This is a genomic window from Sorangiineae bacterium MSr11367 (genome assembly GCA_037157805.1).
Lineage (GTDB): Bacteria > Myxococcota_A > Polyangia > Polyangiales > Polyangiaceae > Pendulispora > Pendulispora rubella.
Genome location: CP089983.1, coordinates 2,389,769 through 2,404,791 on the forward strand (window position 1 = coordinate 2,389,769; position 15,023 = coordinate 2,404,791).

The 15,023-nt window shown below is 64.7% G+C and carries 7 protein-coding genes; all 7 read left to right on the top strand.

The window, feature by feature from the left end; translation table 11 throughout:
- Positions 1-66: 66 nt before the first annotated feature.
- The 7 genes from LVJ94_09460 to LVJ94_09490 all read left to right on the top strand — a co-directional run bounded on the left by LVJ94_09460 (position 67) and on the right by LVJ94_09490 (position 14,915).
- On the top strand, positions 67-6,126 hold the full coding sequence (locus LVJ94_09460) for a HAMP domain-containing protein (protein ID WXB07460.1): 6,060 nt from the start codon (positions 67-69) through the stop codon (positions 6,124-6,126).
- A complete protein-coding gene (locus LVJ94_09465) occupies positions 6,123-7,004 on the top strand; it encodes a protein-glutamate O-methyltransferase CheR (protein WXB07461.1) in 882 nt (293 codons plus the stop codon). Before LVJ94_09460 ends, LVJ94_09465 begins: the two co-directional genes overlap by 4 nt.
- An 11-nt stretch (positions 7,005-7,015) precedes the next feature.
- Entirely contained in the window at positions 7,016-7,585 is a 570-nt protein-coding gene (locus LVJ94_09470; protein ID WXB07462.1) for a chemotaxis protein CheB, read from the top strand.
- A gap of 49 nt (positions 7,586-7,634) precedes the next feature.
- Positions 7,635-10,220: a response regulator gene (locus LVJ94_09475; protein ID WXB07463.1), complete on the top strand. Its 2,586-nt coding sequence runs from the start codon at positions 7,635-7,637 to the stop codon at positions 10,218-10,220.
- 235 nt (positions 10,221-10,455) lie between these two features.
- Positions 10,456-10,644 carry a hypothetical protein gene (locus LVJ94_09480; GenBank protein WXB07464.1) on the top strand — a complete coding sequence of 63 codons (189 nt, stop codon included), beginning with the start codon at positions 10,456-10,458 and terminating at the stop codon, positions 10,642-10,644.
- A gap of 3 nt (positions 10,645-10,647) precedes the next feature.
- Positions 10,648-13,587, top strand: a complete 2,940-nt coding sequence (locus LVJ94_09485) for an ATP-binding protein (GenBank protein ID WXB07465.1) — start codon at positions 10,648-10,650, stop codon at positions 13,585-13,587.
- The gene (locus tag LVJ94_09490; protein WXB07466.1) at positions 13,584-14,915 is read left to right on the top strand and encodes a sigma-54 dependent transcriptional regulator; all 1,332 of its coding nucleotides are present in this window, start codon (positions 13,584-13,586) and stop codon (positions 14,913-14,915) included. Before LVJ94_09485 ends, LVJ94_09490 begins: the two co-directional genes overlap by 4 nt.
- Positions 14,916-15,023: the final 108 nt, after the last annotated feature.

Sequence of the window (15,023 nt, forward strand, 5' to 3'; positions counted from 1 at the left end):
GGTGATACCCGTTCAGCCGTGCCCCGCCGAAGTGCCCTGCCGAAGCCCCGACTTGAGGAGCCAACCGTGCCCACGAAGAACAACGGCCAAGCCGACCTTACTTTAGCTACGCGAAATGGCCCCAAGCGCGCGAGCGCACCCTCCAGCGCGCCGGCCACGTCGCGCAAGCGCTCGAACGCCGGCCATGCAGGCGGGGCGAAAGACGACGACCGACCGACGCGAAAAGAGTGTGAGGCGCTGCTGGCGGCCATCTGTGCCCTGCGCGACGGCGACTTCTCGGTTCGTCTGCCCACCCGTGAGCCGGGGATGATGTTGGAGCTCGCAACGGCCTTCAACGAGCTGGCCCACCGCAACGACTCCATGGCGCGCGAGGTCGTGCGTGTCGGCCGCGTGGTCGGTCGTGAAGGCCGCATGAACGAGCGGGCATCGCTTCGGGGTGCCAAGGGCGCGTGGGCGAGCAAGCTCGAGTCGATCAACTCGCTCATTCTGGACTTGGTGCGCCCCTCGACGGAGGTCGCGCGCGTCATCACGGCGGTGGCCGGGGGCGACCTGTCGCAGAAGATGGTCCTGGAGATCGACGGCAAGCCGATTCGCGGAGAGTTCCTCCGCATCGGCGAGACGGTCAACACCATGGTCGATCAGCTGCGTTCCTTCTCGGCGGAGGTCGTGCGCGTCGCCAAGGAAGTCGGCACCGAGGGAAAGCTCGGCGGGCAGGCGCACGTGCCCGGTGTAGGCGGCACGTGGAAGGATCTGACCGACAGCGTCAACTCGATGGCCTCCAACCTGACCACGCAGGTGCGAGGCATCGCGGCCCTGGTCACCGCGGTCGCCGATGGCGACTTGACGAAGAAGTTCGTCGTCGAGGCCAAGGGCGAAGTCGCCGAGCTGGCCGACACGATCAACAACATGACTGACACTTTGCGGCTCTTCGCCGACCAGGTCACCACCGTCGCGCGCGAAGTCGGTTCGGAGGGAAAGCTCGGCGGCCAGGCGCGTGTGCCCGGCGTGGCGGGCACGTGGAAGGACCTGACCGACAGCGTCAACTCGATGGCCACCAACTTGACGGACCAGGTGCGCAACATCGCCTTGGTCACCACCGCGGTCGCCAACGGCGACTTGTCGCAAAAAATGAGCGTCGAGGTCGAGGGCGAGATCCTCGAGCTGAAGAACACGTTCAACAGGATGGTCGATCAGCTGCGCGCCTTCGCCAGCGAGGTCACGCGCGTCGCGCGTGAGGTCGGCACCGATGGAAAGCTGGGCGGGCAGGCCGAGGTGCCCGGTGTGACGGGCGCATGGAAAGACCTCACCGAGAGCGTCAATTACATGGCCAACAACCTGACCGACCAGGTGCGCAACATCAAATACGTCACCACCGCCGTCGCCAATGGCGACTTGTCGCAAAAGATCTCCGTCGACGTCAAAGGGGAGATGCTCGAGCTGAAGAACACCATGAACACCATGGTGGACCAGCTCAATTCGTTCGCCGCCGAGGTTACCCGCGTCGCGCGCGAAGTCGGTACCGAGGGGCGATTGGGCGGGCAGGCGCACGTGCCCGGGGTCGCCGGCACGTGGAAGGACTTGACCGACAACGTCAATTACATGGCCTCGAACTTGACGGGGCAGGTGCGAAGCATCGCCTTGGTCACGACGGCAGTCGCCAATGGCGACTTGTCCAAGAAGATCGTCGTCGACGCGCGCGGCGAGATTCTCGAGTTGAAGAGCACCATCAACACCATGGTCGATCAGCTCAATTCGTTCGCGGGCGAGGTTACCCGCGTGGCGCGCGAGGTCGGTACCGAAGGAAAGCTGGGCGGCCAAGCCAACGTGCCCGGGGTCGCCGGCACGTGGAAGGATTTGACCGACAACGTCAATTACATGGCCTCCAATCTGACGGGCCAAGTGCGAAATATCGCATTGGTCACGACGGCGGTCGCCAATGGCGATTTGTCGCAAAAGATTACCGTCGACGTCAAAGGCGAAATGCTCGAGATGAAGAACACCCTCAATACGATGGTGGACCAACTCCGAGCTTTCGCCGCCGAGGTTACCCGCGTCGCGCGGGAAGTCGGTACCGAAGGGCGATTGGGCGGGCAAGCGCACGTACCCGAGGTGGCCGGTACGTGGAAGGACCTGACCGACAGCGTCAATTATATGGCCAACAACCTGACCGAGCAGGTGCGAAATATCAAATTCGTCACCACCGCGGTCGCCAATGGCGACTTGTCGCAAAAGATCACCGTCGACGTCAAAGGCGAATTGCTCGAGTTGAAGAACACGGCCAACACGATGGTGGATCAACTTCGCGCGTTCGCCGCCGAGGTTACCCGCGTGGCGCGCGAAGTCGGTACCGACGGAAAGTTGGGCGGGCAGGCCTTCGTGCCGGGGGTGGCCGGTGTATGGAAAGATTTGACCGAGAACGTCAACATGATGGCCACCAACTTGACCACGCAGGTGCGCGGCATCGCGAAGGTCGTCACCGCGGTCGCCAATGGCGACTTGACGAAAAAGTTGGTCGTCGAGGCCAAGGGCGAAATCGCGGAGCTGGCCGACACGATCAACAACATGACCGAGACGCTCGGCGTCTTCGCCGAGCAGGTCACCACGGTGGCGCGCGAGGTCGGTACCGAAGGAAAGCTGGGCGGCCAGGCGCGCGCACCCGGTGTGGCGGGCACGTGGAAGGATCTGACCGACAGCGTCAATTCGATGGCCTCCAACCTGACCACGCAGGTGCGCGGCATCGTCAAGGTCGTGACCGCGGTTGCCAACGGCGACCTCTCGCAAAAGCTGCTCATGGAAGCGCAGGGCGAAATCGCCGCACTGGCGGTGACGATCAACAGCATGACCGACACCCTCCGCGTGTTCGCCGATCAGGTCACCACGGTGGCGCGCGAAGTCGGTACCGAAGGAAAACTGGGCGGCCAGGCCAAGGTGCCCGGCGCCGCCGGCACGTGGCGCGACTTGACCGACAACGTGAACCAGCTCGCCGGCAACTTGACCGCGCAGGTGCGCGCCATCGCCGACGTCGCCGTGGCCGTGACCAACGGTGACTTGACCCGAAGCATCGCCGTGGAAGCGCAGGGCGAGCTGCTCCTGCTCAAGGACACGGTCAACCAGATGATCGGCAACCTGCGCGAAACCACGCAGAAGAACCAGGAGCAGGACTGGCTCAAGACGAACTTGGCGAAGTTCGGCGGCATGATGCAGGGCCAGAAGAACCTCGAGGCGGTGAGCCGGCTCATCATGAGCGAACTCACGCCGCTGGTCTCCGCGCACCATGGGGCCTTCTTCATCGCGCAGCAAGAAGAGAACGGGTCGGTGCTCAAGCTGATTGCGAGCTACGCGTACAAGCAGCGCAAGAGCGTCTCGAACCGGTTCGAGCTGGGCGAAGGGCTCGTGGGGCAGGCGGCGCTGGAAAAGAAGAGCCTTCTGCTCACCAACGTGCCGCACGATTACATTGTGATCTCGTCGGGGCTCGGGGAAGCCTCGCCCTTGAACATCATCGTGCTGCCCGTGCTCTTCGAGGGCGAGGTACGCGCGGTGCTGGAGCTCGCGAGCTTCCGCGCCTTCAGTCAGATTCACCAGATCTTCCTCGACCAGCTCTCCGAGAGCATCGGCGTCGTGCTCAACATGATCGTCGCCAACATGCGCACGGAGGAGTTGCTCCTGCAGTCGCAAGGCTTGACGCAGGAGCTGCAGTCTCAGTCGAACGAGCTCCAGACGCAGCAGGAGGAGCTGAAGAAGACCAACACCGAGCTCGAGGCGCAGGCCGCCAGCTTGAAGGCCAGCGAGGAGTTGCTCAAGGCCCAGCAGGAGGAGCTGCAGCAGATCAACGAGGAGCTCGAGGAGAAGGCGACCTTGCTCGCCGAGCAAAACAAGAAGGTGGAGCAGAAGAACCGCGAGGTGGAGACCGCGCGGCGCGCCTTGGAGGACAAGGCGGCGCAGCTCTCGCTTTCGTCGCGCTACAAGAGCGAGTTCCTCGCCAACATGAGCCACGAGCTGCGCACGCCGCTCAACAGCTTGCTCATCTTGGCCAAGATGCTCTCGGACAACAAGGATCGGAACCTCTCGGACAAGCAAGTCGAGTACGCGCGGACGATTCACGCCTCGGGCACCGACCTGTTGAACCTCATCAACGAGGTGCTCGACCTGTCCAAGGTGGAGGCGGGCAAGATCGAGATTTACTCCGCCGAGGTGCGGCTCGCGGCCATCGAGGATTACATCGAGCGGAGCTTCCGGCCGCTGGCGCAGCAAAAGGGGCTCGAGTTCACCGTGGTGGAGGAACCGGAGATCCCCGAGTCGCTCAACACCGATGGGCAGCGCCTGCAGCAGATCCTGCGCAACCTGCTCGCCAACGCCTTCAAGTTCACCGATCGCGGCGGGGTGACGGTGCGCATCGGCAGTGTGCAGAATCAGCAGCAGTTCACCAACCCGGTGCTCCTCGATACCGCGCGCGTGCTCGCGCTAAGCGTGCAAGATACAGGTATCGGCATTCCGCGCGACAAGCACCAGCTCATCTTCGAGGCCTTCCAGCAGGCCGACGGCACCACCAGCCGCAAATACGGAGGCACGGGCCTGGGGCTTTCGATCAGCCGCGAGCTGGCACGCTTGCTCGGCGGTGAGATTCACGTGGACAGCGCCATCGGCGAGGGAAGCACGTTCACCCTGTTCTTGCCGCCGAGTTACCGCGAGCAGCCGCGTCTGACCAGCGGCGATTCGCGGCGTGACCTGCTGCGGCGGCCGGACACGGGCGAGGCCCCCTCGCGCGTCCACGCCGTCGTGGGCACGCACACCAACGGGACCAACGGCGCCGTCTCCGACGATCTGGACCAGGAGGACGATGGCCGCGTCTTCGCGCGCAACGGCTTCGATGCGGGGAGCTTCGAGGACGAGGACGTCGAGAACGAGAATGAGCTCAACGACGACCGCGACGCCGTCCAACCCGGCGACCGCGTGCTCCTCATCATCGAGGACGACGTCAAGTTCGCCTCCGTGCTGCTCGACATGGCGCGCGAGCGCGGATTCAAGTGCATCGGGACCCTGCGCGGCGACATCGGCTTGGCGCTGGTGCACCGGTTCAAGCCGGACGCCATCCTGCTCGATCTGGCGTTGCCCGTGGTCGATGGCCTCACCGTGCTGGATCGGTTGAAGCACAATCGCGAGACGCGGCACATCCCGGTTCACATCTTGTCGGGCACCGGAAAACGTCAGCGCGGGATGCGCCTTGGCGCGTTTGCCTACTTGGAAAAGCCGGTCACCAAGGAAGCACTGGACCAGGCCTTCGATTCGATTTCGCAATTCCTCGACAACGAAGTGCGGAATCTTCTCATCGTGGACAACGACGAGGCACTTCGCCACAGCATGGAGGAGCTCATCGGCCAGGGCGATGTCCAGACAGTGTCCGTGGGGACCGCCGAGCAGGCGCTCGAACTGCTCCGCAGTCGTCATTTCGACTGCATGGTGCTCGGCTTGGGGTTGCCCGACATGTCGAGCTTCGACTTGCTCGAGAAGATCAAGAGCGACGAGGATCTGCAGGAGCTGCGGGATCTGCCCATCATCATTTACACCGACAAAGAGCTCACACCCGAGGAAGACACGCGGCTCAAGAAGTACGCCGAGACCATCATCCTCAAGGACGTGAAGTCGCCCGAGCGCCTGCTCGACGAGACAGCGCTCTTCCTCCACCGCGTCGAGGCCAACTTGCCCGAGGAGAAGCGCCGCGTGCTCGAGGAGCTGCACAGCTCCGACGCCGTGTTCGTGGGCAAGAAGGTGATGGTCGTCGATGACGACGTACGCAACATTTTTGCCATCACCAGCGTGCTCGAGGCGAATGGTATGAATGTGGTATTCGCCGAAAATGGCAAAGACGGAATCGTCTTGCTCGATCAGAATCAAGACGTCAGTCTGATTCTGATGGATGTCATGATGCCGGAGATGGACGGCTACGAGACGATGCGACAAATTCGCAAGAATGCGTCGTATCGCACATTGCCCATCATCGCCCTCACCGCCAAAGCGATGAAGGGCGATCGCGAGAAGTGCATCGCGGCCGGCGCCTCGGACTACATCACGAAGCCCGTCGATCCCGACCAGCTCATCTCACTGATGCGGGTGTGGATGTATCGATGAGCCGAGTAGCACCCGCCTCGTCGTCCGGTACCTACCGAGCCCTCAAGGAGAAAGACACAGAGGTAGAACGCGTCGAGGTCGAGCTGTTGCTGGAGGCGATCTTCCGCGTCTACGGGTTCGATTTTCGGTCGTACGCGTACGCGTCCATCAAGCGGCGTCTGTGGCGGCGGGCTCAGGCCGAGGGGGTGGCGTCGTTCAGCGCGCTACAGGAGCGGGTGCTGCATGACCCCACGTGCATGGACCGGTTGATGCTCGACTTGAGCATTCAGGTCACGTCCATGTTTCGTGACCCGAGCTTCTTCCTGGCCCTGCGTCAAAAGGTGGTTCCGAGTTTGCGGACGTATCCGTTCATCCGCGTGTGGCACGCCGGTTGTTCGTCCGGCGAGGAAGCCTTCTCCTTGGCGATGCTGCTCAAGGAAGAGGGGCTGTACGCCCGCACCCGCATCTACGCGACGGACCTCAACGAGTCGGTCATCAAAGTCGCCAAGAGCGGGATTTTTCCGCTGTCGAAGATGCAGGAGTACACCATCAACTACCAGCGGGCGGGCGGGCTGCGCTCCTTCTCGGAATACTACACGGCCCGCTACGACGGGGCGCGGTTCGATCCGTCGCTGATGGAGAACGTGCTGTTCTCGCAGCACAACCTGGTGACGGACGGCAGTTTCAGTGAGTTTCATCTCATCTTGTGCCGCAACGTCATGATCTACTTCGATCGAAGTTTGCAGAACCGGGTGCTCGATCTCTTTCATTCGAGCCTGGTCAATTTCGGCTTTCTCGCGCTCGGTCGCAAAGAGAACCTGCGCCAGACCGAAAGCGAGCCGAAGTTCGTACCCTTCGTGGCCGAGGAGAAGATTTTTCGGAGGGCGGACAAGAAATAGAAAGGTGGCAATTGGGCTTTCAGCACGAACTCATCGTGGTGGGGACGTCATGGGGCGGATTGCGCGCCCTGGAAGTGCTCTTGTCGACCTTGCCTGCGGGCTTCGACTGGCCGATCGCCGTCGTGCAGCATCGCCGGCCCGATTCGGATGACACGCTCGCCCGTGTGCTGCAGCGCCACACCACCCTGCGGGTGCGCGAGGCCGAGGACAAGGAACCGATTGTCCCTGGACGCGTGTACATTGCACCTCCCGACTACCACCTGCTCGTGGACGACAAGTCTGTTGCCCTCTCGACGGATCCTCCGGTGCGTTTCAGCCGGCCTTCGATCGACGTGCTCTTCGAGTCGGCGGCGGATTCATTTCAACATCGCCTGATCGGAATCGTGCTCACCGGTCGAAACCATGACGGTGCCATCGGTCTCTCGCGCATCAAACAGCGTGGTGGCCTCACGATTGTCCAGGACCCCGCCTCAGCCGAAAGCCCCACGATGCCCGAGGGAGCCATCGAGCGAGCCTGCGTCGACCGAGTCCTCGCCCTCGACCGCATCGGGCCCTTCTTGGGGCAGCTCAGGCAGAGATGAGCGGTCTCCGACATTGAATGCATGGATCGACGGTGATAAATCGAAACAGGTGTCCGGTGTAGGGACTCGATCGGGGGAATTTCAGCTAGCGCTGGCCGCGATCAAGCCCGCGGTCCTGCTTGTCGACGACCAACCGAAGAACCTGCTTGCGCTCGAAGCCATTTTGGAGCCGCTCGGGACCGAGCTGGTCATGGCGCATTCCGGGCAGGAGGCGTTGAAGCATCTGCTCACGCGCGAGTTCGCCGTCATCTTGCTCGATGTGCAGATGCCGACGATGGATGGCTTCGAGACGGCGACGCTCATCAAGGAGCGCGAGAGGTCGCGGCATATCCCGATTATCTTTTTGACCGCGATCAGCAAGGACGAGGCCTTCGTCTTCAAGGGCTATACGGTCGGCGCGGTCGACTACATGTTCAAGCCCTTCGATCCAGACATTCTGCGGTCGAAGGTGCAGGTCTTCCTCGACATCTACCGGAAGACCGAGCAGCTGAAACTGCAGGACAAGGTGCTGCGCGAGCGCGAACTCGCCGAGCTTCGCCGCTCGAGCGAACGGCGCTACCGCGAGCTGGCCGAGTCGATGCCGCAAATCGTGTGGACCGCCACGCCGGAGGGCGAGCTCGCCTACGGGAACCGCCGCTGGTTCGACTGCGCGCGCACGTCGCTGACCGATCCACAGGGTCTGCGCTGGGAAGCGATTTTGCACCCGGACGATGTGGAGGAGTTCTCGCGGGGCTGGCGCCAGGCGCTCGAGCAGGGCGAGGCGTGGGGCGGGGAATTCCGTCTCGGATCGTGGGTGGAGGCGGATTACCGCTGGCACCTGGTGCGGGCGGTGCCGTTGCGAAGCGAGCGCGGGCCGCTCACGTCGTGGGTGGGCACGTGCACGGACATCGACGATCGCAAGCGCGCCGAGGATTCGCTGCGCTTCCTCGCCGAGGCGAGCAAAGTGCTGGGCGCCACCATCGACTGCCGCGAGTCGTTCGAGCAGGTGGCGCAGTTGATCGTGAAGACCCAGGCCGACGCGTGCATCGTCGATGTCGTGGCGGCGGATGGCACCTTCACCGATCGCGTGGTGGCGGCGGCGCCAACCGAATCGGCGGTGACCGTGCGCGCCATGTCGGATCGCTTTCCGCCGGAGCAGGATGCGCCATACGGGCCCGGCAAGGTGGTGCGCGCGCGTGAGCCCGAGCTTTTGCCCGAGGTGACCGACGCCATCAAGGTCATCATCTCGCAAGATGCGGTGCACCTGGCCGAGTTGCGATCGATTCCGGCGCTGTCGTGGATGTGCGTGCCGTTGGTGTCGCAGGGGCGCGTGTTCGGTGCGGTGACCTTGGTGGCGAGCCAGTCACGCCGTCGGTTCGACGAGTCGGACTTGGTGACCGCGGAAGATCTCGCGCGGAGGATGGCGTCGGCCGCGCACGTGGCGGACCTGTACGACATTGCGCAGTCCGAGCGAAAGAAGCTCGAGGAAGCGCACAAGGCGAAGGACGAATTTTTGGCGACGCTATCGCACGAATTGCGAACGCCGCTCAATGCGATGCTGGGCTGGACGCAGCTTCTCCGCGGTGGCGATCTCGAGGAGAACGAGTTCGATCGCGCCCTGGAGACCATCGAGCGAAACGCCAAGGCGCAGGCCCAGCTCATTGCCGACTTGCTGGACGTGTCGCGCATCGTGACGGGGAAGCTCCATTTGAACATGGGGCGCGTGCAGCTTCCCACGCTCATCGAGGGCGCGCTCGATGCGGTGCGCATCCAGGCCGACGACAAAGGCATCGCGCTGGAGTCGAGCATCGATCCGTTCGTGCCGGAGATCCGGGGAGATCCGAATCGGCTGACGCAGGTGCTGTCGAATCTCTTGTCCAACGCGCTGAAGTTCACCGGGGCGTCGGGGAAGATCGGGGTGCGCCTCGAGTCGGATGGATCGACCGCGCGCATCGCGGTGAGCGACACCGGGCAGGGGATTGCACCGGAGTTCATGCCGCACGTGTTCGAGCGCTTTCGGCAGGCCGATAGCACGAGCACGCGCTCGCAAGGCGGGTTGGGCCTGGGGCTGGCCATCGTGCGGCACATCGTGCAGCTTCACGGTGGCGTGGTGAAGGTGACCAGCGAGGGGAAGGACCGCGGCTCGACGTTCGCCGTGGAGCTCCCGATTCTGCCGTTCGTGTCGGACGTGCCCGAGCCCGAGTCGGACACGCGTCCCGCGGGATCGAACCCGCCGTCGCGCGATCTCGACGAGCTTCACGTGCTCCTGGTGGAGGACGAACCCGACGGACGCGGGATGGCGCGGCGGGTGCTCGAGGGAGCGGGCGCCCGCGTGACGGCGGTGCCCACGGCCTCCGCGGCCTTGAGCGCGCTCGAGGACTCGAGGCCCGACGTCCTCGTGTCGGACATCGGCCTGCCGGAAGAAGATGGGTACACGCTCATCACCAAGGTGCGCGCCCTTCCGGTCGAACAAGGCGGAAGCATCATCGCGGTGGCCCTGACCGCGTACGCCTCGGAGGAAGATCGCCGCCACGCCTTGGAGGTGGGCTTCGACGCGCACCTGACCAAACCGGTGGAACCCGCCCAACTGCGCTCCATCGTCCTAGGCCTCGTCCGCAGCCCGAGACGGCAGCGCGACTCGTACTCGCGGGTGTGAGAGGAGAGAATTCACAGGAAGACGGGAAGACGGGAAGGAGTTGCGACCCGCAGCAGCTCTGAACGCTTCTTTTGAGGTTTCCCATTGGGCCATTGAGCCAATTGGAACCCCCAAAAAAGCGTTCCGCGCCTTCTGTGCCGTAAGTCCTTCCCGTCTTCCCGTCTTCCTGTAAATCCTCTCCTTCGAGCAGAACGCGAACGGCGTTAGGAGGGTTGCAGCGTGTATTCTTGACGGCGTGAAATCGCCGCATCGGGTTCCGACGGACCAAGCTTCGCTGGCGCTGTTTGGGTTTGCGTTGGTGGTGCTCGTGTCGCCGTTGCGGTACGTGTGGCTGCGGGCGGACGCGCCGTGGTGGACGGCGTTCGTCGTGGGGTTCGGGCTCGTGGCGCTCTACGGTGTGGTCGTGTGGCGCGGGGTGCGGTAGCGCGTGCACCTGTCCTTCGCGTTGGTGTGTGCGGCGTCGGCGGCGTACCTGGTGGTACTGCTGGTGCTCGTCATTGCCGCGCGGCGGGTGGCGTCGTTGCGGCGGTTGGCGAACTCGCCCTATTCGTATGCGATCTCGCTCGGCGTGTACGCCTCGACGTGGACGTACTACGGGAGCGTCGGATTTTCTGCGGAACGCGGGCTCGTGTTTCTCGCGGTGTACCTCGGGCCGGTGGTGGCGTGCCTCCTCGTGCCGCTGCTCTGGGAGCCGGTGCGGAGGATTCAAACGGCGTATCAGCTCGGATCGCTGGCCGACTTCTTTGCGTTTCGCTTTCGTAGCCAGAGCGTCGGTGTGGTGGCGACGTTGGTGCTCGTGGTGGCCAGCGTGCCGTACCTCGGGCAGCAAGTGATCGCGGTCACCGATTCGCTGTGCGTTGCGACGGGGCACGATCCATCGCCGTCGTATGCGCTGGCTTTCTGCGCGGCGATGACCCTTTTCACCGCCTTGTTCAGCGCGCACCAAGGTCCCAAGGAGGAGCGGCAAGAAGGACTCATTCTGGCCATCGGTGTCGAGTCGATGGTCAAGCTGGTGTGCCTTCTCGTGGTCGGCGCCTTTGCCGTGCACCACGCGTTCGGCGATGTGGCCGGCCTCGGCGCGTACGTGAAGCAGAACCCGCACCTCGAGGAGGCATTGCGCGAGCCGTTGCGCTCGGGGGGAAGCTTCTCCACCTTGCTCCTCGCGTCGACGGCGGCGGCCTTTTTGATGCCTCGGCAATATGAAATCGCCTTCGGCCGTGGGACCACCGCACGGGATCTGCGGGTGGCCGGCTTCGTCTTCCCGTTGTTCCTTCTGGTGCTCACCTTGCCGACAGTGCCCATCTTGTTCGCGGGGCGCGTGCTCGAGGTAGGGACGGATGCGGATTACTACGCGCTGGGCATTCCCCTTTCGCGGGGCGCGCCCTTCGTGTCGCTACTGACCTTCCTCGGCGGCGTGTCGGCGGCCAGCGCCATGATCAGCGTCACCGTGCTGGCGCTGTCGCGCATGGTCGTCACCCACCTGGTGCTCCCGCTGAAGCTGGGCATCCTCGGCGAGAATGCCTACGACCGCGTGCGCTGGTTGCAGCGCACCGTGATGGCGTTGCTCATCTTCTCCGGGTACGGCTTCTTCGAGGCGCGCGGGCGCGACGGGCTTCTCGTGCTCGCGGGCATCTCGTCCTTCGTGGCGCTTGCGCAATTCGTTCCGGGGCTCCTCGGCGCGCTGTTTTGGCCCCGCGCCAGCGGCCGTGCCTTCCTGGTGGGGCTCGCCCTGGGCTTCCTCGTGTGGCTCGTCACCTCCGTGGGGCCGCTGCTCTTGCCGGTGGAACTTCGCGGATCGTGGCCTTCGCTGGGAGCGCTCTTCGGCGTGCCGGAGCATGACACGTGGTCGCTGCCGCTCTTCGCCGCGACATTGCTCAACACCGGGGCATTCGTGGTGGGCTCGCTGGTGTTCGGCCCTCGCCCGCGCGAGCTCGAAGGCGCCGCGCAGTGCGCGATGGACCCCGATGCACCCCGTGCGGAGCGCGTGGTGGTGACCTCGGTGCATGCCTTCAGCGAACGGCTCGCGCCGGTGCTGGGTGAAAAGGTCGCCGAGCTCGAGGTGCGGCGCGCGCTGTCCGAGGTGGGCGCGGTCGATGCGGCGCGGGTGCGTGGGCGCGTGGAGCGCAATTTGTCGAGCCTCGTGGGCCCGGTGCTCGCGCGCATGATCGTGAATACCCATTTGCGCACGGAGCCGCTCTTGGACGCCACGCTCGCGGGCGCGCTCAAATCGGCGAAGAACGAGGCCGATCGCGTGCGATTTTACCTGATGTCCGTGCTCGAGGAGCTGCCGCTGGGCGTGTGTGCCCTGGGGCCCGAGGGCGGCATCATCCTGTGGAACCGCGCGCTGGAGCACATCGTGGGCACGCCGGCAATGTCGGTCATCGGCTCGCCCGTGCAGGTGCTCGATCCCGCGTGGGCGGCGGTGTTTACGATTCCGCCCGACGCGTTGAGTGCGGCGAGCCGGGAGCATCGCATCCACGCGGGCTCACGCGTTCACGTGGTGCGCGTGCACCGCACGCCGCTGCCCAGTGCCGTGTTCCATGACGACGACGGGGAAGGGGGTGGCGGTGCCGTGTTTCTCGTGGAGGACTACACCGAGCAAGTCGTGCTCACCGCGCAAGTGGCGCATCAGGATCGCCTCGCGTCGATCGGGCGGCTCGCCGCGGGTGTGGCGCACGAAATTGGCAACCCCACGACCGCCATCGCCTGCCTGGCCGAGAACATCGCGCAACTTCCCGCGGATCGGCCCGACGAGCGGGCCGCCGCGATCCTCGAGCAAACGCGGCGCATCGATGCCATCGTGCGCAACCTTTTGGGCTTCACGCGCACGGGGGCGGGGGCCGATGGACTGCCGTCGGCGGCGCCACGCGTGGCCGTGGGCAGTTTGCCGGTGGCACCGTTGGTGGACGAGGCCATCACCTTGACGCGCATGGGGCGCGGCCGGAGCGGCCTGCGTTTCGAGAATTTGTGCGATGCCAGCCTGGAGGTGCTCGCCGATCGGCAGCAGCTGGTGCAGGTGATGGTGAACCTGCTGACCAACGCGAGCGATGCTTCGCTCGAGGGCGGGCTCGTGGTCGTGGATGCACAGCCGCAGGACGACAGCGTCGTTCTTTGCGTCGCCGACACGGGGACGGGCATTCACCCCGACATCGTGGGCCGGGTCGCGGAGCCGTTCTTCACCACGAAGGACGGTGCGGCCGGTGCCGGGCTCGGGCTTTCCGTGGTCTTCGCCATCGTGCGCGAGCATGGAGGCGACGTGACCTTGGAAACGGAATACGGTGTGGGGACGCGCGTGATGGTTCGCTGGCCCCGCGCGCGACGAGAGCGCGAGAGCTACGAGAGCGGACGAGACATGGTGAACGTGTGAAGCGATTGCTCCTGGTCGAAGACGAAGTGGTCATTCGTTCCGAGCTGTGCCGATTTCTGTCGCGGCACGGTTACGACGTCGCCGAGGCGGGATCGGCGGAGGAGGCCCTGGAGCGCGCGGATCTCGCGGACGTGCAGTTGATCGTCGCGGACATGCGCTTGCCGGGGTCGCCGGGCACGTGCCTCATCGAGCGCGCTGGCGGCGTGCCGGTGCTCATCATGACGAGCTACGCGACCGTGCGCGGGGCCGTGGACGCGATGAAGCGCGGGGCGGTGGACTACATTTCGAAGCCGTTCGAGTTCGACGAATTGCTCGCGACCATCGAGCGGCTCATCGCGGGCACCCAGGTTCCGGTGCCGGGGAAATCACGCCCGCCGCGGGCGGATCCCTTCGGGTTGATCGGCGAGTCTTCGGCGATGGAGGCGGTGCGGCAGCGCATTCGCCGCATCGCATCGAGCGATGCCACGGTGCTGGTGCTGGGGCCTTCCGGGACGGGCAAGGAGCTCGTGGCGCGGGCACTGCACGAGCACGGGCACCGTGCGGCGAGGCCGATGGTGACGTTGAACTGCGCGGCGATCCCGGAATCGCTCATCGAATCGGAGCTGTTCGGCCACGAGCGCGGCGCGTTCACCGGCGCGACATCGGCGTACGCGGGTCTCTTCAAGGCCGCGGACGGCGGCACGCTTTTCCTGGACGAGATTGGCGAGCTGCCGCTCAATGCGCAGGCGCGGCTGCTTCGCGTGCTGCAGACGGGGGACGTGCGTCCCGTCGGCTCATCACGCACGCAGCACGTCGACGTGCGCCTGGTGGCCGCCACCCACCGCGACTTGGCGGCCGAGGTGAAAGAGGGGACCTTCCGCGGCGATTTGTATTTTCGACTGCGGGTGCTGGAGGTGCGCCTTCCGAGCTTGCGCGAGCGGGAAGGCGACGTGCTGGCCTTGGCGCAGGCCTTCATCGAGCGGGCCTGCAGCAAGATCGGGCGTCCGGCGCTCGCTCTGTCGGACAAGGCCATTTCGGTGCTGCGTGCGCACGCGTTTCCGGGGAACGTGCGCGAGCTGGAGAATGCCATCGAGCGCGCCGTGGTGCTTTCGGATGGCGGCGCCATTGGTCCGGAGCATTTGGGACTCGATGCGGCCGACGAGGAGGCCGAGCGAACGTCGGCCGCTCCGCCTGCGGAGGCGTCCTTGTCGTTGAATGACTATTTTCGCAAATTCGTATTGGAGAATCAGGACAAGCTGACCGAAGCCGAGTTGGCGCGGCGCCTTGGAATGAGCCGAAAAGCGCTCTGGGAGCGACGCCAGCGCATGAACCTACCGCGCAAAAGGTAGTCTACGGCGCGTGTCGTTTGGTAACGTCCGCTTGCTACCTATCGCTACCCGGCGCCGCATGACGCGGATAATGGCATATCGCGTCAATGCTCGAAAAAACGATGTTTC

Coding starts and splice junctions, on each gene's coding strand:
- LVJ94_09465 (WXB07461.1), top strand. CDS start 6,123: ATGAGCCGAGTAGCACCCGCCTCGTCGTCCGGTACCTACCGAGCCCTC.